Below are 23,414 nucleotides of genomic sequence, written 5' to 3' on the forward strand. Positions count from 1 at the left end.
TTGTGGGTTGAAATCATGGAAAGAGCGTGTCTGAAACCGGCCCACAGGCGGTCTCACGACTTTCTATTCTGAGGCCTATTCCCGCGAGAAATCGCAACGAGTTCCGAGGGCATTCCAATGGATGCCACTAGAGCTGCGAAAAAGTGTGGGACAAAAAGTGGGAGCCGTTTTCACCATATCGTCCGAAATGGCGCAATTTCGCCATTTCTCGCTTGACGATGGTGACCCCTACGGAGGCTATGCGAGCTGTATAAGGTGTTGATCTGGATAGGTAATCAGCAGGCACCGTCGCTGGATGCCATCAGAGATACCATCAAATTTTTGAGATGAATTGATCCAGCTTCGGACGCTGCCTGCCGCCAGCGTGCCGACAGTCGCGCCTAGCGATCCGGCACCGAAGCCCCCGCATAAGGATCGTACGGTACCGGTGAAAGCGTCACGATCGGAGCGGGCGGGGCCGGCGCGATCGGCTCTGCGGCGCGGCCGACGCTGGCGTCACCGAGCCGCATCAACCCAGCAGCGATGGTGGGCGCACCAAAGAGGACAAAGCAGCCGAGCACAATCGTAGCTCCCCGGCGCAGATCAATCCGCCCGGTAAGCATTCCTAGTCCGATCCAGGCAATCGCAATCACCGCTATCGTTGTCGCGAGCGTACCGAGAAGCGTTCCCTGTATCCACTCAGCAGCGGCAACCAGTGCGCTGGACGAGGGACCGGAGAGCGGGTCGCCCATCAGCCTTGAGCGCCGAGCATCGAGCGAAGAGCGATCTGTGACACGAACCGGCGCCCGCCCGACCGCGATAGCTGCACATAGACGTCGATCGTCGAGCGCACATAGTGGTGGACGTCGGCCCGGCTGAGCTGGGTACCGGCCTGAAGCACCAGCAGCGCGATTTGCTCAATCGCCCCATGGGGACTGTCGGCATGAACGGTCGTCATGGATCCCGGATGCCCGGTATTAACTGCGCGCAGGAATGCGAGCGCTTCATCGCCGCGTAGCTCGCCAAGAATGATGCGGTCTGGGCGCATGCGAAGCGAGGCAGCGACCAGATCGTTTGCGGTAGCCCGCGCTTCGCCAAGCTCGCTACGTGCGGCCAGTAGTCCGATCGAGTTATGGTGTGTGATCCGAAGCTCCGGCGTATCCTCAATCAGAATCAGCCGTTCGTCCGACGGCACCTCACAAAGCAGTGCGTTGAGGAAAGTAGTCTTGCCCGTCGACGTCCCGCCCGACACGAGGATGTTTTTGCGAGCGCGGACGGCGGTACTCAGTGCGCCGGAGATATCTCTCGCTTCGATCAGCTCTGCGATCCGCTGATCGTCTTCATTCTGCGCGGTCGTGCCTGCCTCCGTCGCGCCGAACGCACCCGCTTGCACATAGTCGTCAAGCGTCAGATCGGGCGACACGTGCTTGCGGATCGCCAGCACCACGCCGTCGCGGGTTGCGGGCGGCGCGACGATCTGGACCCGGGCGCCGTCTGGCAATGTCGCAGAAAGCAATGGATGTTCTCGGCTGATGCCCTGATGCGCCAGCGCCGCGATCTGGCGGGACAGGCGCCCCAGCGTCACCTCGTCGAGCAATGGCGCATCGTGCCGCTCGATCGCGCCGCCGCTGGATTCGGCCCAGATTTCGTGCGGCCGATTCACGTAGATGTCGGTAACACCGGGGCGCGTCAGCACGTCGCCGAATGGCGCGAGATAGCTCAGGAGATAGACTTGGCCTCGCGCCGAAGCCGCCGTCATCGACGGTTCTCCGCGCCGGTAAAGTCAAGATCGCGCGCAACAAACACGCTGATGCTGGTTCCGGGCTTCACGGTCAGTGTCGGGGTGATCTGCTGCGGTTGCACCGCCTGTGCTGTCACATTGGCGCCGGGGAGCGCGATGACGGTCGGAGCGCCAGCCTCTCGCGAAGCGATGTTCACCCCAATATCGAGCGCGGATTGCAGGATTGCGCCACTGAACCGTTCCCAGAAATGCGTGTTCACCTTAGCGCGCACACCCGTCCGACCGAGCGTGTCGGCGACCGGAGACTGGATTGCGATCGTGACGCCGTCAGGGCGAATGAGGCGGGTCCAGGTGATGAGGGCACGCTTCTGGCCAGCGCTGTTTTCCGAACCATATTCGCCGATAAGGCGGCTGCCGCGCGGGATCAGCACCTGCGTGCCATCGAACCCGCGCACGTCGCGCGAAACGATCGCGCGCGCAAATCCGGCTCGGGTCGAATCCAGTGCAGATTCGAGCACCGCAGGGATGAGCGTTCCTTGCAGGATGGTGTTCGCGCGATTGGCGAACGCGCCAGCGCGTGCACGGTTGGTGTTCATCGCGGGTCCGGCTGCCGTACCGCCTTGTCGCGGTGCTGCTGCCGCGTCGGACGTGGCTTGTGCACCTGCCCCCCGTACAGAGCCGCCATTATCGATCACCAAAATGGCCGACGCGTCACGACGCGCTGGCGGGGGCGGAGCGGCCGATTGTGGCGCGGGTTGCGGAACGTAGACGATCTGCGGCTCCGGTGGAGGCCCCGCCCGGCTCGGCGGGGGGCTTGCTGGTGGAGGCGCAGGGACTGGGAGCGCAGGCGCGACGGGAGCTGGGTCCGGCACATAGGCGGGCGGGATGTAGAGCGGCACGGGCGGACTGGCAGCCAGATCGGCGCGCTGTGCCTTGACCGCCGGAGCGTTCATCGCCCTGCGCCGTCCATCGAGGATTACGAACAGGATTGCGCCTGCGGCAACGACTGCGGTCACCAGGATCCAAAGTGGCAGCTGTCGGCTCGCATTGCCGACGCTGGGGCGGATATCCACTTCGCCTTGGGGCGCCGCTGCGGGGGCCGGTTCCATCAGCGCTTCCTTGACGCGCCTACGCGCCTTGCCCGTGCGATGCGATTATCGATCCGGAACACAAGCCACTCGGAGACGCCGTCGATCACGTAAAGCCCGTCGCGCATCATACCGTTGAGCAGCGTCTCGCGTCCCCGATCATCAATGCCATATACGGCAGGCAGCGCCGCGGCCGCGGGCCAGCGGATGTAGGTCTGGATGCCATCGTCACTGAGTTCCGCAGGGCGCAGGCGCCGGTCTCCACTTACGCGGTAGCTGGCCTCGCTTGTTTGTTGCGCGGCCTCTGTCGGGTTCGATATCGCGGTGCTTGGCTCGGGATAGGTGAACCGCACTGTGTACGCCATAAATGACGATGGTCCCGGCAGCGGCTGGAGGTCGAAGAGATAGGTGCGGGCGTCGGTTACCACGGTCATGTTGGTCGCAACGCCGGTCTCGACCGGCTTGATGAACAGGTGGCTGCCGCGCTGGGTCGGCGTGACCAGCCACGCGCCACTATCGCCGACCGCGACGCTCTCGATCCGCTCGTCCGGCGCAAATTCAAGGCTGAGCTGATATCCCGTCGCCACTTCGAGTGTGACGACCTGTTCCGCGCGATATTCGACCGATTGGAGGCGCGGGTCGCCTGCGCCCGGCTGAGGACGCACCTGCGCAGGGCTCGAAGCGGCAAACGCCAGCACAGCGACAAGGACCAGGAATCGTCTCATTGTGCTGGTGTGCTCGCGCCGGAAGGCGCGCTCTGCGCTGGCGCAGGTGGCGACGAGGTGGGTTCTGTCTGCGGTATCGCTTCGGGATCGCGGCGATAGCGCAGCACCTGAAAGCCCAGGGGGTTAAGATACCGGTCCTCTACCCGCATCGGCTCGCCCGAATAGCGATAGCGGACCACCGCGACCCAGGAGCCGATCACGCGCGCCTGTCCGCCCTGGTCGGTGCGGCGGGTTTCGAAGCGGACCATTGCCGCTCCGAGACCCATCGGCGAGACGCTCTTGACGTTGGTCTCGACAACCGTGGAACGCGGATAGCGGTTGAGCGGGCTGTCCGCGAACGAAGCCTGCATACTCGCGACATAGCGGCTGCGCGCGCTATCGGCCGACCAAAGCGCGACCTTGCGATAGTTTGCCTGAAGTGCGTCGATATCGAAGCTCTCACGCGCGATCACATATTGGACAAGGAACGACTGGGTGAGCGCCGCGTCGCCCGAGACTTGCGCTGGCTCAAGCGGCTTGACCGCCTGGACGTAACCGGTCTGCTTGTCGACCAGCAGCGTATAGGGTTCGACCGTCTTAAGCGGGGTCAGCAGCATCAACGCAAAGGCTTCGAGGACCGCGATCGTTGCGGCTGCGCCGGCGACGATCCAGGCGATACGCCGCGAGCGGCGCAGCGAATCGTGCCGGTCCTGCGCCCAGCTCGCCGCTTCGCGATAATAGGCGTCACGCTGCGCGCGCGGTTCTTCCTTCATGTCTGATCTCTGCGGCCGACGCTGGCCGATATGCGATTGCTGGTACGACGGCGCGCGCTTTGACCGAGCGGGGTTGCAGGCGCGGCTTCGATCGACCGGGCGGCTGCCTGGATCGGAACCCGGCTTCCCGAGCCGATGGGCTGGACCGTATCGGCGGTCTCACGTCTTTGATTTGCGACGACCGCGTCCGCGATTGCGGCAGCGCGCGAATGCGCGGCGGCGGGTTGGCTTTCCCGGTCAGCGGTGAGGATGCGTTGCTCAGCGTCGGATCGCGCCCGAGCGCCGCCCGATAGGCCGATCCACTCGCGAACCTCCGGAAACCTGAACCCAGCGGCAAGTCGCGCTACCCCCCACAGCATCGCAGCAAGAATCAGGCAGAACAGCGTTGCGACCACCAGCAGCTCGACCGGCGCGTTGGGAACCGCCAAATTTGCGGCGCGGGCGGTGAGAAGGCTGGATAGCCAAGGCTCAAGCAGTGCCAGCTGCACGCCGAGAACGATGGACACGCCAAGCGCACCCAGCGCTGCGCCAAGCAGCACGCGCAGCCACCCCTCGAACAACCCGCGGGTCGCGTCGAACAGCAGGAATGCGAAGAAGAATGGCGCGAGCGCCAGCAACAGCCCTGCAACCAATCTGACTGCCGCGAAGGCGCCGACAATTCCGATCAAATAGAGAATGCGCGCGCCTCCAAGCGCGAATGCCTCGAACCCGTCAATGGGCGGCGGCATGTGCTGGGCGGCCTCTGCTGCGGTGGCGGGTTGCCCGGCGCGCAAGATCGCCAGCGACACCATAGCTTGATCGACGGCCTCAAGCCGCGAGACCATCCCACCCTGAGCGCCGGGAAGCGCGGCTGCGCCGCCGATCGAGGCACTGAGTTCCGAGGGTCCACGGATCACCGTGTCGTAGACGAGTGTGCGATACGCGGGCCAGCTGGTCGCCAGCACGAGGACGACCCCGATCTTGACGAATGCCAGCACGCCTTCGCGCACGCTCGGCACATGGCCGAGCAGCATGCGATAGCCGAACAGCGCGATAAACAGCGTCAGCATCGCCGTCAGGATGAGCGAGAAGGACGATCCAGGCGCTGCGAGTGCCTGATAGCCACTCGCTCCGATCGTCTGCGCCTCGCAATCGACGAAGCGCAGCACGCCGCTCAAGAATCCTTCGGCGGGGAGGGCGGGACACGCCATCATGCGCGCTCCAGCAATTGCGGCATCCAGTCGGCGGGCGCGTCACCGCTGATGGCGCGGATCTCGTCGAGCAGCCGTACCGTGCGCTCACGGCCCGAAAGGATCGTCAGGATATCGCGCTCGCCCGAGAGGTTGAGTCGCGCGACGACGCTGTGGTTGCCGTGCTTGATCAGGAAGCAATGCGCATTGTCGGGCAGGCTGCGCACCAGATCGAATTCATGCGCGCTAAGGCCAAAGCCGTCCATATAATCGGCGGCGCGCGCCTTCGGATTGGCCATGAAGATTTGGGTCGCGGCCTGTTCGATGATTGCGCTCGCGATCCGGCTTTCGAGCGCATCCTGCGCGCTTTGCGTGGCGAACCCGACGATGCCGTTGCGTTTGCGGATGGTCTTTTCCCAATCCTTGATGCGGCGCACGAACACATCGTCGTCAAGCGCTTTCCAGCCTTCGTCGACAACGATGATCGCGGGGCTGCCGTCGAGCCGCTCTTCCACGCGATGGAACAGGTACATCATCGCGGGCGACCGCAGCGCCGGATCGTCAAGGATCTGGGTCATGTCGAACCCGACGGTGTCGGACGCGAGATCAGTCAGATCCTGCGCATTGTCGAACAGCCAGGCGCGCTCGCCGTCGCCCCACCATGGCCGTAGCCGTGACCACAGATCCTCGCTGTGCGGGCGATGTCCGCCGCGGAACAGCTCGACCAGATGCGCAAGGCGGCGGTGTTCCCGAGGTTGCAGGAAATTCGCGTCGATCGCGTCCTTGATCTGCGCTACCTCTTGCGTGTCGGCACCCCCCGCCAGAAGGGCGATCCAGTCGATCAGGAACTGGCGGTTGGCAGGCGTGTCCACGAGCTGGAGCGGATTGAGACCTGACGACGTGCCAGGGCGAAGCTGATCGTATCGACCGCCCACCGCACGAATGAACAGTTCTGCGCCGCGATCCTTGTCGAAAAAGATGATGCGCGGCGCAAACTTGCGCGCCTGCGCCAGCAGGAAATTGAGCACGACCGTTTTGCCCGACCCGGACGGTCCGATGACGGTAAAGTTGCCGAGATCGCCCTGGTGGAAGTTGAAGAAGTACGGCCCCGCCGCCGTGGTTTCCAACAGGGTGACGGCCTCGCCCCAGTGATTGCCGCTCGCCTGCCCCTGCGGAAAATTGTGGCTGCTCGCGAGGCCTGCAAAGTTCCGCGTCGAGATAAGGCCCCGACGCGCGATATATTTGAAGTTGCCGGGAAACTGCGCCCAGAAGGTAGGCTCTAGCGCGATATCCTCGCGGACCGCGATCGCGCCGAGGTCGGCAAGCGTCGCCTGTGCCTCAGCGACGGCCGCATCCACCTTGGCAGGGGTTTCACCGCGGATCGCGATCGTCATATGGTGCTCGCCGAACCCCGCCCGGCCTGCCGCGACATCGTCCTTGGCATTGGAGAGTTCGGCGCGCAGGCTCAGCGCCTCATCCTCGGCGGAGCGCATGCGCCGCAGTGCCAGGTTCATGCGCGACAGCGCCACCTGACGTTCGACGAACCCAAAGCTTTGCGAGATGGTGAACTCAAACGGCAGGCGGAGCAACTCGTCGAACATGCCGGGCGCAGTCTGCGCCGGATAATCCTTGATCGAGAGCAGGCCCATATAGCTCGCGAGATTCCCCGCAGCTGCGCCAAGCTCGACCGTCTCCTGTCCGAAACTCACGCGCCGCCAGGGCAGATACTGGCCGATATCCTCGTGCGGGAGCAGGACCGGGCGCAGTTCGCCATTGAACAGGCCTGACAGGAATTCGAGCGGCTCCGAGCAGGGGCCTTGCGGCATGTCGTAGACGCTGAGAAGCTTCGGCTCATAGCTGCCCATCGCCGCCATAAGCGCATCGCGCGCGGTGTCGAGTTGGCGCAGCTCGTGGGCGACGGATGCATCGCGATCCACAATCGGTTTGCCGAGCCATGAGCGCACCCGATCAAGCGCGCCGAGCCGTCCCTGCATCGGACGTCGGATCAGGGTCAGGAAGAGGTCGTTGACGTAAAGCTGGCGTGTAGCCAGGCGCGTTCGCCAGGCAGTGTCGAGGCGCTGCGAGAATGCGTCTGGAAACTCCGCCTCCAATCCAGCATCGACGCGGCGACGCACGACATGGTGATAGAGCGCAAAGCGCGAGGAGCCGATCGCCTGCAGCATCGCGTCGCGCAGCCGTTTGCGGTAATTGAGTTCTTCGGTATCGGCCGTCTCGAAATGCAGCCCGCGCAGCTGGATGGTCTGCATAAGCAGTCCGTCGCGCGTCTCGATCGTGTCGTCATTGACATGGCGCGCATAGGGCAGATGATCGCCTGCCGGTTTCTCGCGCGCGATGACTTTGGGATCGCTGGTCAGGGGCGGTAGGAGTTGCATTGCCAGATCGCGTGATTGCGGACACGCGGGCAGCGGCCGAGTTTTGTGAGCCAGAGGTCGAAAAATCGAGGTTCACGCAGGCAGAGCAGGAGCCCCACGAGGTGAATCACGAGCGCGGCGGCCAGAACCCAAGCCGAACGGAAGATCAGGAACAGCTCGGTCGCGATAACGGCATTGGCGACGAAATAGGTGTAGGTGACGCCGGCGAACATCTGCGGGCGCGTCAGCGCAACGAACACCGTATCGCGCTCAAGTCGCTCCACCGTTCAGCCGCCTAGCGCCGCGCTGGATTGGATACCCGCGACGATGCTAGCCGCGCCAAACAGGATGAAACAGCCAAGAATGACGGTCGCCCCATAGCGCCAGTTGATGCGGCCGGTCAGCATCATCAACCCGACGACCGCCACCGCGATTACCGCGACGACCGTCGCAATGGTCCCGAGCAGCGTGCCTTGTAGCCAGTTTACGGCCGATACCAGGGGACCAGATCCAGCGGGGTCGGCGAGCGCGTCCTGAGCTCGCGCCGCAGTTGAAGTCAGAGCGGTACTCAACACAGCCGCTGTCGAAAAAATCCGTCGCATCAGTCCCCCGGTACGCTGCGATTCGCTTATCTATTACCCCTACCGCGGAAATTGCGCGAGGGGCAGGACATGCGAACAGACGCAACAGTGCGATGATAATAGCCAGAATAAAAGTGAATTCTGTGGATTGATAGGCATCCGAAAAGATGCACTATAGCGCGATTCGTTGGGGGGATAATCATGCGACGGCATCTATTGCTGTGCGGGTGTGGCGTTGCTGCGCTCGCGGGTACCTATTCATCTAGCGCCGAGACAGTAACCTACACTTACGATACGCAGGGGCGGGTCAAAACTGTTACTGTGTCGGGCGGACCTCCGGCCGGGGCCAATACCGCGATTTGCTACGACGCTGCGAATAATCGCGAGCGCTATGTGTCAACGGTCGGTGGTGCTGCTACCTGCACGACCAGCGCTTATCCGATACCGACGCCGACCCCCACACCGGCGCCGACACCCGCGCCGACGCCTACACCCACTCCTACGCCGACACCCACTCCTACGCCGACACCGACTCCAACGCCACCACCACCACCACCACCGCCACCGGAGGATCAGTGCTACGTGAGAGGCGAGTGGATCCCGTGTCCGTGAGTGGGAATGGCAGCGCAAATGGATGCGGTCACATGACCGCTACCGAGTGCCCGTCCTGGCTTGCATGGCACAGCGCGGCTCTCGGCCGTGACAATGCCATCACCTGTAGCGTGACCCGCCTCTTCAGCCGCCCTTGAGGCAGCCCTAATTTTCTCTGCATCTTCGTACTCGCCCGACTTTCGGTGCGCATCTCCAATTTCTGCGAGGACCAAGCGATGAAATTGAAAGCCATGTTGCTTGCCAGTGCTGTCACGCTTGCGTGGAGCGGTTCTGCAAATGCGCAAGCCGGGCCATTGGTGCCAGTGCGGCAGACGCTGGACAGCAATGGTGTCGACCTTCTGCGCGGCGAACTGGTCGTCGAACGCACGATCATGACGATCGGCGGGGACCAGGGACTGCAATACCGATTGCGTACCCAAGGGACCGGCACGCGCGCGAACATCGATGCCGCGCTGCACCAGTCGGGCAGCACGGTCATCGCGAGCGTGGACAATGTAACCGACCGGTTCACAGCGTCGGGAACGACATTTACCTCGACCGAGGCGAAAGGCGCAACGCTCACCGTGAGCGGTAGCACCTATACCTACACTTCTCGTGAAGGGACGGTGGTGACCTTTACCAAGCCGCTCGCTGCTGAAGTGAATTACGACCCTTATGCTACCGAGGGGTATGCGACGGCCATCATCCGGCCGTCGGGCGAACGGCTGGACCTGACTTATCAGCGCAGAGTCTTCTGTGTCTCGTTCGAAGGCGATTTCTGTAGCGGAGGTTGGAAGACCGCGCGACGTCTGGCATCGATCACGAACTCGAACGGCTACATGCTCAACGTCAGTTACCAGAGTGACGATCTGGATGACGGCAGCCAGCTCTTCCCTTGGTGGACGCGAGACGATGTCAAAGCGGTCAATCTCGCTGAGGAATACTGCGCAGCCGCCGGAGCGGGCTGTGTAACAACCGGCAATTGGCCATCACTGTCCAATCCTAATAGCAAATACGTTACCACGACGATGGGTCCGAGCGGGATCACAGCGATTACGCTGCCCGGCAACAGCACGCCGGACGTGACCATCGCTTACACGGGCGGCAAGGTCAGCGCGATCACCGACCATGCCGGGACCACCAGCTACAGCTACGCGGACGCTAGTGGCCAGCGTACGGTGACAGTCACCAACGCACTGTCGCAGACGACCACCTATGTGTTCGACATCACCAGCGAGCGGCTGAAGTCAGTCACCAATGGTGTCGGCAAGACGGTGAGCTATCAGCACGACGCCAGCGGGCGCCTCACGCGCGTGACGCAGCCCGAGGGCAACTACACGAAGCTTACCTATGACGGCCGTGGCAACATCACTGAAACGCGAGCGGTCGCCAAGTCCGGCTCGGGGCTGTCCGATATCGTCGAGACCGCAAGCTATCCGGCTAGCTGCTCCAATCCAGTGACGTGCAACCAACCGACATCGACCACCGATGCGCGCGGCAAGACCACCGACTATACCTATAGCACGACGCATGGCGGGGTGCTGACGGTCACGCTTCCCGCGCCGTCGGGGTCAGGCACGCGACCGCAGACGCGCTATAGCTATGCGACGCAGCAGGCGCAGATCAAGAACAGCTCCGGCACGATCGTCGGGTCGGGGCAGAATGTGATGCTGCTGACCGGTGTGTCGCAGTGCGTGACGGGATCAGTCTGTACCGGCACCGATGATGAGCGGAAGCAGACGGTTGTCTATGGCAGCACGGGGGCCGCCAACAATCTGTTGCCGACGAGCGTGACCGTGGCGGCGGGCGATGGAGCCATCAGCTCAACCACGACCGCGAGCTATGACGCGATCGGCAACCTGACCACGGTCGACGGACCGCTGTCGGGAACGGCGGACACGACGACCTATCGCTACGACGCCTATCGCCGCCCGGTCGGCATGATCGCACCCGATCCCGATGGAGCGGGCACGCGAAAGCGCCGTGCGACGAAGCTCACCTACAATGCCAACGGGTTCAACACCGTGACCGAGATGGGGATCGTCAACGGAACGTCGGACACCGATTGGGCGCTGTTCGTGACGACACAAAAGGTGGAGACAAGTTTCGACGGCGACGGGCGGGCGATACGTCGGGTGCTGAGCTCAAACGGTACCACTTATGGCGTCACCGATATGAGCTATGATGCGGCTGGGCGCGCTAACTGCGTCGCTCAGCGCTTGAACCCCTCGACTTGGGGAACTGTGACGAACGCCTGCATCGGGCAGACAACAGGCAGCGATGGCGCGGATCGGATCGCGCAAACGTTGTACGATGCAGCGGGCCGGGTGATCCGCACGATCGGTTCGAAGGGTATCAGTGGTCGGGAAGTGCATGAGACTGCGACCTGGACCGACAATGGCCAGCTGCGCACGCTCATGGACGGCATGGGGAATCCGACCACGTTCGAATATGACGGGTTCGACCGGCTGAAGAAGACGCGCTATCCTTCCCCGGTGGTCGGGTCGCTTGCCAGTTCGACTACTGACTATGAGGCGTATGAGTATGATGCGGGATCCAACGTTACGACGCGGTTCTTGCGCGGATACGACGCAGACAACACCCAGTATATCACCTACACCTATGACGATCTGAACCGCGTCACGGCCAAGAACCTGCCCGGGACCGAGCCAGACGTCAGCTACGCCTACAATTTGCTCGGCCATCTGACCGGGGCTTCGCAGACCGGCAATGCGCTCACGTACACCTTCGATGCGCTCGGTCGCAATGTCGGAGAAACCGGGCCGCAAGGCACGATAAGTTATCTGTATGACGCCGCCGGGCGGCGCACGCGCATGACGTATCCGGGCAGCGGTCTGTACGTTACCTATGACCATGACGTGACGGGCAACGTCACCGCCATCCGGGAGAACGGCGCGGCGTCGGGCGCTGGGGTGCTCGCGACCTATGGCTATGACGATCAGGGTCGCAGAACGAGCCTCACGCGCGGCAACGGGGTGGTGACAAGCTATGGCTACGACGATGTATCGCGGCTGACGTCGCTGGCGCACAATCTGGCGGACATCGTCCAAGATACGACAAGCGCTTTTACCTATAACAGCGCCGGACAGATCAAAACGCGCACAATCAGCAATAATGACTACGCCTGGACGGGCGGCGCGACGGTCGATCGCGGTTACACGCGCAATGGGCTGAACCAGTATACCGCCGCAGGCAGTACCAGCTTCAGCTATGACGGCAAGGGCAACCTCACGGCGTCGGGATCGAACAGTTACACCTATAGCAGCGAGAATCTGCTCAAGACCGGGCCGTCGAGCGTAACGTTGAACTATGATCCGCTGCTACGCCTCTATCAGAGCAGCACGGCGGCGCGGCGCTTCGCATACGACGGCGGCAACATCGTCGCCGAGTACAACACCAGCAACACGCTCCAAGCACGGCACGTGTTTGGCCCCGGTGCTGACGAGGTGCTCGTGTCCTATGACGCCAGCGGCAACCGTAGCTGGCTGATCGCCGACGAGCGCGGGAGCATCGTCGCGAAGACCAACGGCAGCGGCGCGGCCACCGCCATCATGGCTTATGATGAGTACGGTATTCCGGATGGCGATGATGTGGGCCGGTTCCGGTACACTGGGCAGGCATGGTTGCCGGAGCTGGGACTTCAGTACTACAAGGCGCGCATGTACTCGCCCACGCTTGGCCGGTTCATGCAGATCGATCCTATCGGCTACGGGGACGGGATGAATCTGTATGCCTATGTGGGGAACGATCCAGTTAATCTCGTGGACCCGAGTGGAACGTTGTCGTGCGTCGCTCCCTTGGTACCTGCGCCAGACGGTAACGGCGGTACGATGTGCGTAGAAGAGATAGGAATCACGGGCCAACGGGATCCAAACCAGGTATTTTATGATTGGGTGTGGTCACCGCTTGCTGAGCTCTGGGAGCGTGAAGTAGTGGAAGTCGTGATTACCGCAAAAAAGCAGAAAAAGCAGAAAAAAAATTCCGATGAAAATTACAGTGCCTGGGTTAATTATTGCGGTGGAAAGGGAGGGATGAGTGTTCCTAATGATAAAATCAATGAAGCTTGCTTCAGGCATGACGTTTGTTATGGAGGCTCCGGGGTGGCAAGGTCCACTTGCGACTTAGTGTTTGCTGGTGAGATATTTGGGCGGAGAGCTGCCGGGAATTTTTCCACTTGGGGGGCCGCAGAGGCAGCCCTTTGGGCGCTTATTTACGGATCTGCAGTTAGCACTCAAGGGAAAAAGTATTATGTTCCGAAAAGATAAAGCGCTTATATTCGGGGCGGTTTTCTTGCTCGGGCTAACAATGATTGGCGCGGCATGGGCGTACGGCGGTAGCCTTTTGCCCCAGCGTCCGTCTGATGATCTCTCGACCTATGACGCCGCAGGCTTTTATATAGAGCTTGGCATATGGTTCATAACTCTTATTAGCGGAGTTATGCTGCTTGTCACGTTGCGCTTCGGGCGCGAGTAACGGACAAGCTTTATTCTCCTTGAGAGATAATCAGATCTTCGCGTCTGATATTTTCAGATCTTAATGCCCTGCCAGCCGCGTCAATGTGGTGCTTTTCGGTCCAGCGGTCACACTTCACCTACGGTCAGGACCCATTGATATGAGGGTCGCAATCTGATTCAGGCTCCGTGAGGAGACTGGCATGAGCGACCTGTACTGGCTGACGGATGAGCAGATGGAGCGCCTGCGGCCGTACTTTCCCAAGAGCCATGGGAAGCCGCGGGTTGATGATCGCCGCGTGTTGAGCGGCATCGTCTTCGTCAATCGCAATAGGCTGCGCTGGCGCGATGCGCCGAAGGATTATGGTCCACACAAGACGTTGTACAATCGCTGGAAGCGTTGGAGCGAGAGGGGCGTGTTCGTTAGGATTATGGAGGGGCTGGCTGCCGCGGGCGCTGAGTGCAAGACGGTAATGATCGACGCCATTTATCTGAAGGCTCACCGCACGACATCGAGCCTGCGGATAAAAAGGGGAATCTTGGGCGGCTGATCGGTCGCACCAAGGGCGGCATGAACACGAAGCTTCATGCTGTCGCTGATGCAAACGGCCGCCCGCTCAGCTTCTTCATGACCGCTGGCCAGGTCAGCGATTACACCGGTGCCGCAGCCCTTCTGGACGATCTGCCAAAGGCAAAGTGGCTGCTCGGCGATCGTGGCTATGACGCCGACTGGTTCAAAGATGCCCTGCAGGCGAAGGGCATCCAACCCTGCATCCCGGGTCGAAAATCCCGCAATCTACCCGTCAAATACGACAAGCGCCGATATCGACGCCGCTGCCGCATCGAGATCATGTTCGGCCGTCTCAAAGACTGGCGGCGCGTCGCCACCCGCTACGACAGGTGCCCAACAGCCTTCTTCTCTGCCATCGCTCTCGCAGCCACCGTCACCTTCTGGCTATGACCAATGAGTCCTGACCCTACGGCGGCCTGCCCCACGTCCACCCGGCTGGTATCGCGTGCGCGGGGAATGACTGCAAGTGGGGCAGAAGCGGAATGCCGCCTCCGCACCCCGATCTAAACGGCCGTTCCCGACAATTCCCGCTGAAAACCCGCCAGTCGCCTAACGGCCAGACTTGCTCGTTCGACAACGCAATGTGACCGACTGCCGGAAACTCCTTTAGTACCGAAAGCCGTCGTTGGAGGGCAGCGCCCAAATGGCGGCTTCGTCCCACAACTTGTCACGTCGGGAGATCCGTTTTGACGTGGAAGAACATCGGATTCCGCAACCAGGCACTTACCTCTGACTCGCGCCATCCGGCGCAGCGGGTACTGATGGCGATCTGGCGGGGGAAGCTTCCCTGGTGAATCTTGCGGTACATCGTCGAGCGGCTGAGGCCGGTGCGTTCGAGCACGGTCTTCAGGCGGAGGATGCGGTCGGGGGTCTCGGTCATGGCTTGGTCCTGTCTGCGTCGGTTTGGCTCCCCGCGAACAGGATTGGGAATTGAGCCGACAGTGCAAGGGGGTGGGATCCGAGAGTCCTCGCAAAGGGCCCTGTGGCGCCCAAAGACGTGCCCTGGCGTAGTTTGGTTGTCCCAGGGGCGAAGTGTCAGGGCGTCTCACGCGTGGCGTGACCGCGCTCTGCGCCGCTTGGGCGGCACCGATTCGCTCTGCGGCGTCTCGTCCCTCCGGGTCACGATCGCATGACGCAGGCCGGGCGCTGCCCGGCAACGGAACGCGATTTTTGATGAGCGTGCTCTGGCGGACTTCTGCGAAGCCGCCAGGGTCCGCGGTGCCCTTTGCTTTTCGCGTGGTACACTCGATCCGGCCGGAGGGCGCGGCGGCGGCTGGCGCACAGTTGCGCGCGCACGCCGCCACGACGGCCGTCCGGCTTCGAGAGTGCGTGTTTGTGCAGCTCGGTTCGAGCTGAGTAGCGCTGCGCGCTGATTTGCTGCGGTCACCGCGCGGGGCGCGGTGGCGTTCGCCTCCGGCATCGATCTGGCGGAGGTGGGCGTCGCTACCCTTTGAACCCGCCGCGGCGTGCCGCAACCCCGGCTGCGCCGGGGTCTTCCACTTCGTTCCAGCCCAACGAGCCCACCCCATTGCGCAAGCGCAATGGGGACCCCGGGGGGTGCGGCCCGCCTCTATCGGCGGGTTCGCCGGTCCGCTCCTGCCGCCCACCCCCGCCATTCCGGCGCCGGTTGCGGTGGTTTGGAAGGAGTGAGGAGCCATGAAGACCGGAAACGAGCGCGCCAGCCTTTATGCCGAGGTGACGGCGCGGGTGATTGCCGAGCTGGAGGAAGGGCGGCTGCCCTGGGTGCAGCCTTGGGATGTAGCGGCGTGCGGGTGCACCATGCCTGCCAATGCAGCGACCGGGCGGCGCTATTCGGGGATCAATGTGCTGATCCTTTGGGCGGCGGTAGTCGAGGGTGGCTATGCGTCGCAGCGCTGGCTGACTTACCGGCAAGCCCAGGCGGCGGGTGGAAATGTCCGCAAGGGCGAGCGGGGAAGGACCGTCTGTTATGCCGATCGTTTCACCCCGAAGGACGAGGCGGAGCGCGCACGCGATGAGGATCGCGAGGCGCGGCAGCTGGCGTTCCTGAAGCGGTTCACGGTGTTCAATGTCGCGCAGTGCGAGGGTTTGCCCGAGCGGTTGACCGATCTGACCGAAGTTCCGGCCGAGGCGGATATCCTGCCGCAGGTTCGCAGCCTGATCGAAGCCAGCGGTGCGGACTTTCGGGTTGGCGGGGGCGAGGCCTATTATTCGCCGGGCGGTGACTATGTCGCGGTGCCGCCGCAGGCAGCGTTCGGCGAGCCGATCAACTGGTATCGCACCGCGCTGCATGAGCTTGGCCATTGGACCGGCCACAGCAGCCGGTTGAACCGCAACCAGCGCGGCGGGTTCGGCAGTGCCGATTATGCCCGCGAGGAACTGGTCGCCGAGATGGCAAGCGCGTTTGCCTGTGCGTCGCTGGCGATCCGGCCGACCGTTCGGCATGCCGATTATGCGGGGTCGTGGCTCGCCGTGCTACGCGAGGACGAGCGTGCGATCTTCCGCGCGGCGAGTGCGGCCAGCAAGGCAGCGGACTTTCTGCTCGCCTTTGCTCCGTCCGGCGAGGCGCTGTCATGAGCGAGCACCCCACCGATCCTGAAATCATCGAGCGGCTCGAGGCCGGGTTGCTGCGCATGCCCAAACTGCGGCGCGAGATCTTCCTCGCGATCCGGTTGGACGGTCTGTCCTATGCAGAAATCGCCGAGCGCACGGGGCTAAGTGTCGAGCAGGTCGAGCGGCATTTCGCCCAGAGCATGCTGGCACTTCGCGACGCGCTCGACAGAGGTCGACCTATCCCGTGTTGGAAGCGCATCCTGCGACGGATCGCGGAGAGGTGGCAGCGATGAACTTTGCAGCCTCGCCGGGTTGGTCGGCGAGGCTGTCCCAAGCAACTTCATGGCGTTAGGATGCTCGCATGCAGACCAGCCTCGACCATCTTCCATCGGCCAAGCAGCGCGAGCTGGAACGCATCGTGCAGATACTGTTTGCCGAGTTCGAGGACGCGACCGCGCTCGCCACCCAGAAGTGGAAGAAGCAGGGGCGCATCCTCAAGGTGATCCTGTACGGGTCCTATGCGCGCGGCGACTGGGTCGAGGACCCGGTCGGGGGCTATTATTCCGACTATGATATTCTGGTCGTTGTAAGCGACGACCGGCTCACCGACACGCTCGACTATTGGGCCAAAGCCGCCGACCATTTGCTGCGCGAATATTCGATCGCCAAGCGGCTTTCCGCACCGGTCAATTTCATTGTTCACAGCCTCAAGGATGTGAATGAACAGCTCGCGCGCGGCCGCCCGTTTTTCGTCGATATCGTGCGCGATGGCGTCGCGCTGTATCAGCTCGACGGGCATCCGTTTGACTCGCCGAAGCCACTCGATCCGGCTGCCGCACAAACGGAGGCTAAGACACATTTTGATCAGTGGTATCCGAAAACTCAAAGCGGCTTGAAGCTTGCCCGCTTCGCTATCGCCGAAGGTGAGAACAACGACGCGGCATTTCTTTTGCACCAAACCTCGGAGCGGCTTTACCACTGCACTTTGCTCGTGCTGACGCTCTACAGCCCCAAGTCTCACAAACTCAATTTCCTTCGCGAGCAGGCCGAGAATGTCGCGCGCGATCTTATCCCGGTGTGGCCGCGCGATACCAAGTTCGCGCGGCGTTGCTTCGAGCTGCTCCAGCAAGCCTATGTGAACGCGCGCTACTCGCCGCATTACAAGATTACGCCGGAAGAGCTGGACTGGATCGCGGAGCGCGTAGAGCTATTGCAGAAGACCGTTCGCGACGTTTGCGAGCTGCGGCTCGCACCGCGCGACTGATCGCGCGGCGCTCGCGTCTCAATAGTTTAAGATGCAGCGCGTCGGAGGGCGTCTGCGAGCATCGCAGCGAACGCTTCTTCAGCCTGGGTGCGGGCGCTCTGATCTTTCGCTGTCAGGTCGCGGCGGACCCATTCCGGCGCGCGCTTGAGAAAGGCGAGAATCATCACTTCGAGGTCTTCGGTCATCGCCGGGCTATGCGGGTTCGCGGTCGGGAGCAAGCGCCTGGAAGGCGCGCGTGCCCCGCCGCCACCAAAGCAGGAGAGCTTTGTCCCGGCCCTCGCTGCGTAAGCTGGCTGCCGCATCGACCAGTATGCCGAAGATCACCGCGCGATCATCGTCGGTGAGGTCGATGAGTCCTGCCTTGGCGACGAGACCGCCAAGCTCGATGAGCTGGCGCGTTCGTTCGCGGCGCTTCACGACCCAATCCCGCTTGTCCTCACGCGCGATTCTGGCGCTGTGTCGATTGCGCATTGCCGTCACTCGCCGAAGCGCCGCGCGCGTCGCGGCCAGCGCGTCCGCGAGCCTTACGTGAGCCTTGAAAGAAGGTCGCGCCGCGCTTGCGCCAGCCCTCCTTTGTCGCCGCATCATTGGCCTCGACCGCGGCGAGCAGAACGCCTGCTAGCTGCTCGACCGGCAAGCTGTCCGCGCCGGTCGCGACGACAAGCTCGCCGAGCTGGCGCAACCGGCGCTCCTTGAGCAGCCTTGCCTTCTCATCGAGCGCCCTCAGTTCCGAATCATAGTCGCGGGGTTGTCGCATGACACCTTCCTCAATTGTCATCGTGGAAAGTGTCAGTTAGGTACTGCGTCGATCAGCGCAAACGTCGTGAAATATCTTGGGACAACTATTTCCCGAGAAAGATGAATTCTTTGGAGGGCGCGCTTATACGTCGTGCCGACGTCGCTTCTGAAGTGTAAGTGGATTGCCGTCATGGCGATCTACCATTTCTCGGCCAAAGTCATCTCGCGCGCTGCTGGATCATCGGCGCTGGCGTCCGCCGCCTATCGCTCGGCTTCACGGCTGCACGATGAGCGACTCGACCGGCATCACGACTTCTCCAACAAGGCAGGCGTTGTCCATTCCGAGGTGATGCTGCCGGACGGTGCGCCCGAGCATCTCGCGGACCGCGAGCAGCTCTGGAACGCGGTCGAGGCCGCCGAGCTGCGCAAGGACGCCCAGCTGGCGCGCGAGATCGAGTTCGCGATTCCGCGCGAGATGACCAAGGAACAGGGCATCGAGCTGGCCCGCGACTTCGTGCGCGACGAGTTTGTCGAGCGCGGGATGGTCGCGGATCTCAACGTGCATTGGGATATCGGAGCGGACGGTCTGGCAAAGCCGCATGCGCATGTGATGCTCACGATGCGGGAGGTTGACGAGGAGGGGTTCGGCAAAAAGAACCGCGACTGGAACCGCACCGATCTGCTGGAAAAATGGCGCGAGCGCTGGAGCGAGCACGTCAACGAGCGGCTTGCCCAACTGGATGTCGATGCGCGGATCGATCACCGGTCTTTGGAAGCGCAGGGCATCGACCTTGAGCCGCAGCACAAGATCGGACCGGCAGCGTCGCGTATGGCGGCGCAGGGCCTGGAGTCCGAGCGCGCCGCCGAGCACCTCGAAATCGCCCGCGCCAATGGCGACAAGATTATTGCCAATCCGGAGATCGCGCTCGATGCGATCACCCACCAGCAGGCCACATTCACGACGCGCGACCTTGCGCGGTTCATCCACCGTCACAGCGACGGCAAGCAGCAGTTCGACCAGGCGATGGGCGCGATCCGTGCCTCGCCCGATCTTGTCGCGCTGGGCAAGGACGGGCGTGGCGAGGACCGGTTCACATCGCGCGCGATGATCGAAGTCGAGCAACGCCTAATGAGCCGCGCTGAACGCCTTGCCAATCGCGAAAGCCATAGTCTCCCGACGACGACGCTGAACGAAGCCATCATCGCCGCCAAGAGTAACGGCCTTGGTCTCGGGGGGGAGCAGAAGGCCGCTCTCGACCACGTAACAACACCACACGATCTGGCCATAGTCACCGGCTACGCCGGCACCGGCAAATCAGCCATGTTGAGTGTCGCGCGCGACGCGTGGAGCGGCGCTGGCTACGAGGTGCAGGGACTCGCCCTATCCGGCATCGCCGCCGAGAATCTCGAAAGCGGTTCGGGGATCGCATCGCGCACGATCGCTTCGATCGAGCACCAATGGGAGCAGGGCAGGGACCTGCTCACGAACAACCATATTCTGGTAGTCGACGAGGCCGGGATGATCGGCTCGCGTCAGATGAACCGCGTGATATCGGAAGCCGAGAAGCGCGGCGCGAAGGTCGTATTGGTAGGAGACCCCGAGCAGCTTCAGGCGATCGAGGCGGGAGCCGCGTTTCGCTCGATTGCCGAGCGGCATGGCAGCGTCGAGATCACTGAGGTTCGTCGCCAGCGCGAGGACTGGCAGCGCGATGCGACCCGGCACCTTGCCACCGGTTGCACTGGCGAAGCGATCCGCGCCTACGACGAGCATAACGCCGTGCACGCCGCCCCGACGCGAGACGAGGCGCGCGACGCGCTGATCGATCGTTGGGATCGAGACCGGGCGGCCAATCCAGACGCTTCGCGCATTATCCTCACCCACACGCGCGATGAGGTTCAGGCACTCAACACCGCTGCCCGCGATCGACTGCGCATCGCGGGCGCGCTTGGCGACGACGTCATGCTCGCGACCGCGCGCGGGCCGCGCGCGTTTGCGCGGGGCGACCGGATCATGTTCCTGAGGAACGAGCGCGACCTTGGCGTGAAGAACGGAACGCTCGGCACGGTAGAAAGCACGAGCCAAGTGCGCATGGCGGTGCAGCTCGACGATGGCCGCTCGATCGCGTTCGACATCAAGGACTATGCGAACATCGATCACGGCTATGCCGCCACAATCCACAAGGCGCAGGGCATGACGGTCGATCGCACCCATGTGCTCGCGACACCGGGTATGGACAGCCACTCGGCGTATGTTGCGCTATCTCGTCATTGCGACCATGTCGATCTACACTATGGGCAAGACGACTTCGCGGATCAGGGCAGGCTTGTTCGCACGCTGTCGCGCGAGCGCGCCAAGGATATGGCGAGCGACTATGCCCGCGAGCCGGAGAGCCAGTTTGCTGAACGGCGTGGAATCACGTTCCGCGATCGCGTCGCCGAACTGGCGCGCAGGGTGCCGGAAAAGGTGCGCGGCATGTTCGAGGGACTGCGGCTACCTGTCCAACGGCCTGTTGAGCCTGCAAAGACGACTGAAGACGAAGCGCGACAAGCGCGCAGGAAGATCGTCCAGCGTCACGCCCGCGCGGTGGTCAGCATTTTCGAGAGCTTCGACAAGGGTGACGCCACCACCCCCGGGCAGGTGCAGGAAATTCGGGAGGCGCGGAAGGATTTAAATGGGATCACCGAGCAAGCGTCGGTCGACCTCGAAAACGCCTACAAGAAGGACCGGGGGCTTGCCCGCGAAGTGGCGGGCGGCGACTTCAGGCGAACCAACCAGGCGATGCAGCTTGAAGCTGAGCTTCGCACGAGTCCGGCCCGACGCGCTGACCAGTTCGTCGAGCGATGGAAGACGCTCACCGCCCAGGCCCAGCGCGCATACGTGGCGGGTGATCTCGCGGGACGGAAGTCCGCGCAGAACGCGATGGCGGGGATGGCGCGAAGCCTTGAGCGCGACCCGCAGATGGAGTCGATCCTATCCGTTCGGAAGGCCCAGCTTGGTATCACGGTTGAGACCGGGCGGAGGCTGGGTGCAGAGCTGGCATTCAACCACGGCATCGACTTTGGGCGGGGCCGGGATCGCGGTATCGGTCGATGAAGGCAATCAGGTCAGCTTTGCGCCCTAATGCCGGCCATCCAACGTTAAAAGACTAGTGCCCGATAGCGGACATCGGATTGAGGGCTCGATCTGGCCGCAATCTTTGGCCAGCGTTACTGTCGAATCGCACGCCGCACCCTTCTGTAGTCACCCTGCCGTCGCAATCGTCTGGATGCCCTATGCCGATCAATCGCAATTCCAAGTTGGTATCGAACGAACAATTGCAGGAGTTTTTCGACCTGTTCGAAAGCATGACGAAAGTCGTTGAAGGCGGGATCAGCTTTCCGTCCATTCGAGCATTCGCCAACTTCGAGGAAATGCTTCCCGACGCCTTCACTGTCAAACCGCCTCTAAAACGGCCAGCTGTCATTCGGATCTTTCGCAACGCGCTTTACGATTGCCGCCGCAAAGGCCCTCTAACAGCTGACGCCCTCATCGCGCGGGCCGAAGAGATTCATCGGCTAAACCGTGCTGTTCAGCCGAAGGAATTCACCCTGTGGACGAAAATCAGGATCTACGGGATAGACCGGACCCAAGCCTTGAACTTCAAGTGGGGCGACGTTTCGATCCGCCTTTGCGGGCAATTGCCGAGATGGCTTCGGCTAGACCCATTCCACAACTCCGACATCGGAGATGTCGCCCCCGATGCTCCGGCTCGGTCCGCTTACGTCATTTTGAGCTGCCGCGAACGCAAAGAAGATGATGCGGTCGATCGGATGCTGGACGCACTCAACTTGCTCATGGCCTTGATGAACATCTACCAAACTCGAGGCAGTTGGACAATCATGTCGGGCAGCAACTGGAGGGCGGGTCAGCTGCGAATGGGTCCTTTTCAATTCGTGTATCAAGATCGCAAATTCCTCGGCGAAAACCGCATTTGGTATGATCCGAACTACGACGAGGCGGCGTGGAACGCGCCGCACCCTGGTCTGGAAAAATACCTTGAGGTCGTGCCGTTTACGAGAAAAGCCCTGTCCGCGCTTTCCCAGCATCCGCTTAAGCACGTCCTCGTACCTGCCCTGCAAATTTCGCAGGATGCCTTCGAGGCGCAAGAAGGGAACCACCGGCTTCTTCGATTCTGGACGGCGCTAGAGAAAATCTATGTGGAGGATTGGAACAAAGATCGGTCTAATCAAAAGGTCATAGATCGAGCCACGTTTTCCGACACTGATCATCACCTAACGCGGTGGCAACTCGGCCATATCTCCCGACTTCGTAACGAGCATGTCCACGCTCGCGGGCACGGAGATGCCTTCATGGAGCAAAGTCAGGTCCTACGCGAGATATTCACTCGCCACATCCTGCACTGGATCTTCCATGGCCGCGCATTCGATAGTCATGAAGCGCTTCTGGCGTATGTTGACCTCCCCAGAACGGACGAGGCCCTACTCCGAAAGCGAAAATTGGTGGACCGGAGACTCGCCTTGAACAAAAATAAGCAACGCGAGCGCTTTTGAGGAACCGGAGGACGACAGCAATGGCGCGGGTCGACTTCACGGTCAAAAACGCCCGAGCTTTGCGTCCGGAGGGGCAACGAACTTTGCCATTGGGCATCGCGGTGCAACGCAAGCGGGACGTGCAAAGCCTTTGGCAACAGGTCTAGCTGGCCGAACCCGGATAGATGACATCTATGCAGATACGCCACGCTGCCAGGGCTGTGCTGGTTGCGGGCTGGAAACTTAACCTTTGAGAGAAGCGAAAGCCGACTGAAACACCGCGTTGCAAGCAATTCTCGCGTAACCAAC

20 protein-coding genes are annotated in these 23,414 nt (G+C 62.2%); 7 read left to right on the forward strand and 13 right to left on the reverse strand.

What is annotated here, in order from left to right; translation table 11 throughout:
• Positions 1 to 380: 380 nt before the first annotated feature.
• Genes ABS767_RS09260 through ABS767_RS09300 form a run of 9 tightly spaced genes read right to left on the reverse strand, consistent with a single transcriptional unit; the run spans position 381 to position 8,428 of the window.
• The gene (locus ABS767_RS09260) at positions 381 to 731 is read right to left on the reverse strand and encodes a TrbC/VirB2 family protein (RefSeq protein ID WP_408078064.1); all 351 of its coding nucleotides are present in this window, start codon (positions 729 to 731) and stop codon (positions 381 to 383) included.
• Positions 731 to 1,738 carry a P-type DNA transfer ATPase VirB11 gene (gene virB11 / locus ABS767_RS09265; RefSeq protein ID WP_408078065.1) on the reverse strand — a complete coding sequence of 336 codons (1,008 nt, stop codon included), beginning with the start codon at positions 1,736 to 1,738 and terminating at the stop codon, positions 731 to 733. Before virB11 ends, ABS767_RS09260 begins: the two co-directional genes overlap by 1 nt.
• Positions 1,735 to 2,829 carry a TrbI/VirB10 family protein gene (locus ABS767_RS09270; protein ID WP_408078066.1) on the reverse strand — a complete coding sequence of 365 codons (1,095 nt, stop codon included), beginning with the start codon at positions 2,827 to 2,829 and terminating at the stop codon, positions 1,735 to 1,737. The genes virB11 and ABS767_RS09270 overlap by 4 nt, the downstream gene beginning before the upstream one ends.
• Positions 2,829 to 3,533, reverse strand: a complete 705-nt coding sequence (locus ABS767_RS09275; protein ID WP_408078067.1) for a TrbG/VirB9 family P-type conjugative transfer protein — start codon at positions 3,531 to 3,533, stop codon at positions 2,829 to 2,831. The genes ABS767_RS09270 and ABS767_RS09275 overlap by 1 nt, the downstream gene beginning before the upstream one ends.
• Positions 3,530 to 4,285, reverse strand: a complete 756-nt coding sequence (locus ABS767_RS09280) for a virB8 family protein (protein ID WP_408078068.1) — start codon at positions 4,283 to 4,285, stop codon at positions 3,530 to 3,532. The genes ABS767_RS09275 and ABS767_RS09280 overlap by 4 nt, the downstream gene beginning before the upstream one ends.
• Positions 4,282 to 5,475, reverse strand: coding sequence for a type IV secretion system protein (locus ABS767_RS09285; protein WP_408078069.1), 1,194 nt, complete (start codon positions 5,473 to 5,475; stop codon positions 4,282 to 4,284). The genes ABS767_RS09280 and ABS767_RS09285 overlap by 4 nt, the downstream gene beginning before the upstream one ends.
• Positions 5,475 to 7,847 carry a VirB4 family type IV secretion/conjugal transfer ATPase gene (locus ABS767_RS09290; protein ID WP_408078070.1) on the reverse strand — a complete coding sequence of 791 codons (2,373 nt, stop codon included), beginning with the start codon at positions 7,845 to 7,847 and terminating at the stop codon, positions 5,475 to 5,477. Before ABS767_RS09290 ends, ABS767_RS09285 begins: the two co-directional genes overlap by 1 nt.
• Positions 7,826 to 8,110, reverse strand: coding sequence for a type IV secretion system protein VirB3 (locus ABS767_RS09295; RefSeq protein ID WP_408078071.1), 285 nt, complete (start codon positions 8,108 to 8,110; stop codon positions 7,826 to 7,828). The genes ABS767_RS09290 and ABS767_RS09295 overlap by 22 nt, the downstream gene beginning before the upstream one ends.
• A gap of 3 nt (positions 8,111 to 8,113) precedes the next feature.
• Positions 8,114 to 8,428: a TrbC/VirB2 family protein gene (locus ABS767_RS09300; RefSeq protein ID WP_408078072.1), complete on the reverse strand. Its 315-nt coding sequence runs from the start codon at positions 8,426 to 8,428 to the stop codon at positions 8,114 to 8,116.
• Between the two features lie 806 nt (positions 8,429 to 9,234).
• Here ABS767_RS09300 and ABS767_RS09305 point away from each other — a divergent pair.
• Both ABS767_RS09305 and ABS767_RS09310 read left to right on the forward strand, forming a co-directional pair.
• Positions 9,235 to 13,284, forward strand: a complete 4,050-nt coding sequence (locus ABS767_RS09305) for an RHS repeat-associated core domain-containing protein (RefSeq protein WP_408078073.1) — start codon at positions 9,235 to 9,237, stop codon at positions 13,282 to 13,284.
• Between the two features lie 389 nt (positions 13,285 to 13,673).
• Positions 13,674 to 14,431 (forward strand): IS5 family transposase gene (locus ABS767_RS09310; RefSeq protein ID WP_408078074.1). Its coding sequence is split into 2 segments (ribosomal slippage): positions 13,674 to 13,995 and positions 13,995 to 14,431, totalling 759 coding nucleotides; the frame shifts between segments, so codons are not numbered across the junction.
• Positions 14,432 to 14,708: 277 nt separating this feature from the next.
• Here ABS767_RS09310 and ABS767_RS09315 read toward each other — a convergent pair.
• Entirely contained in the window at positions 14,709 to 14,921 is a 213-nt protein-coding gene (locus tag ABS767_RS09315) for a helix-turn-helix transcriptional regulator (protein ID WP_408078075.1), read from the reverse strand.
• 776 nt (positions 14,922 to 15,697) lie between these two features.
• On the opposite strand from ABS767_RS09315, the gene ABS767_RS09320 reads away from it, so the two are divergent.
• The 3 genes from ABS767_RS09320 (at position 15,698) to ABS767_RS09330 (ending at position 17,837) form a co-directional block, all read left to right on the forward strand.
• Complete coding sequence (locus ABS767_RS09320; RefSeq protein ID WP_408078076.1) at positions 15,698 to 16,597, forward strand: ArdC family protein; 900 nt, start codon at positions 15,698 to 15,700, stop codon at positions 16,595 to 16,597.
• Positions 16,594 to 16,866 carry a sigma factor-like helix-turn-helix DNA-binding protein gene (locus ABS767_RS09325; RefSeq protein ID WP_408078077.1) on the forward strand — a complete coding sequence of 91 codons (273 nt, stop codon included), beginning with the start codon at positions 16,594 to 16,596 and terminating at the stop codon, positions 16,864 to 16,866. Before ABS767_RS09320 ends, ABS767_RS09325 begins: the two co-directional genes overlap by 4 nt.
• Positions 16,867 to 16,934: 68 nt before the next feature.
• Positions 16,935 to 17,837 (forward strand): HEPN domain-containing protein, encoded by a 903-nt coding sequence (locus ABS767_RS09330; protein ID WP_408078078.1) that lies wholly within the window; start codon positions 16,935 to 16,937, stop codon positions 17,835 to 17,837.
• A gap of 26 nt (positions 17,838 to 17,863) precedes the next feature.
• Here the strand turns inward: ABS767_RS09330 and ABS767_RS09335 are convergent, their stop codons facing one another.
• The 3 genes from ABS767_RS09335 to ABS767_RS09345 are packed head-to-tail and all read right to left on the reverse strand — an operon-like array spanning position 17,864 to position 18,594.
• Entirely contained in the window at positions 17,864 to 18,022 is a 159-nt protein-coding gene (locus ABS767_RS09335; RefSeq protein WP_408078079.1) for a DUF6771 family protein, read from the reverse strand.
• Between the two features lie 7 nt (positions 18,023 to 18,029).
• Positions 18,030 to 18,254 (reverse strand): conjugal transfer protein TraD, encoded by a 225-nt coding sequence (locus tag ABS767_RS09340; RefSeq protein WP_408078080.1) that lies wholly within the window; start codon positions 18,252 to 18,254, stop codon positions 18,030 to 18,032.
• 19 nt (positions 18,255 to 18,273) lie between these two features.
• Positions 18,274 to 18,594 carry a conjugal transfer protein TraD gene (locus ABS767_RS09345; RefSeq protein WP_408078081.1) on the reverse strand — a complete coding sequence of 107 codons (321 nt, stop codon included), beginning with the start codon at positions 18,592 to 18,594 and terminating at the stop codon, positions 18,274 to 18,276.
• A gap of 171 nt (positions 18,595 to 18,765) precedes the next feature.
• Between ABS767_RS09345 and traA the strand changes: the two genes are divergently transcribed.
• Positions 18,766 to 21,669, forward strand: a complete 2,904-nt coding sequence (traA, locus tag ABS767_RS09350) for a Ti-type conjugative transfer relaxase TraA (protein WP_408078082.1) — start codon at positions 18,766 to 18,768, stop codon at positions 21,667 to 21,669.
• 179 nt (positions 21,670 to 21,848) lie between these two features.
• A complete protein-coding gene (locus ABS767_RS09355; protein WP_408078083.1) occupies positions 21,849 to 23,126 on the forward strand; it encodes a hypothetical protein in 1,278 nt (425 codons plus the stop codon).
• The last annotated feature ends 288 nt before the right edge of the window (positions 23,127 to 23,414 follow it).

It is taken from the genome of Sphingomonas plantiphila (assembly GCF_046000505.1).
In the GTDB taxonomy this organism is placed as follows: domain Bacteria; phylum Pseudomonadota; class Alphaproteobacteria; order Sphingomonadales; family Sphingomonadaceae; genus Sphingomonas; species Sphingomonas plantiphila.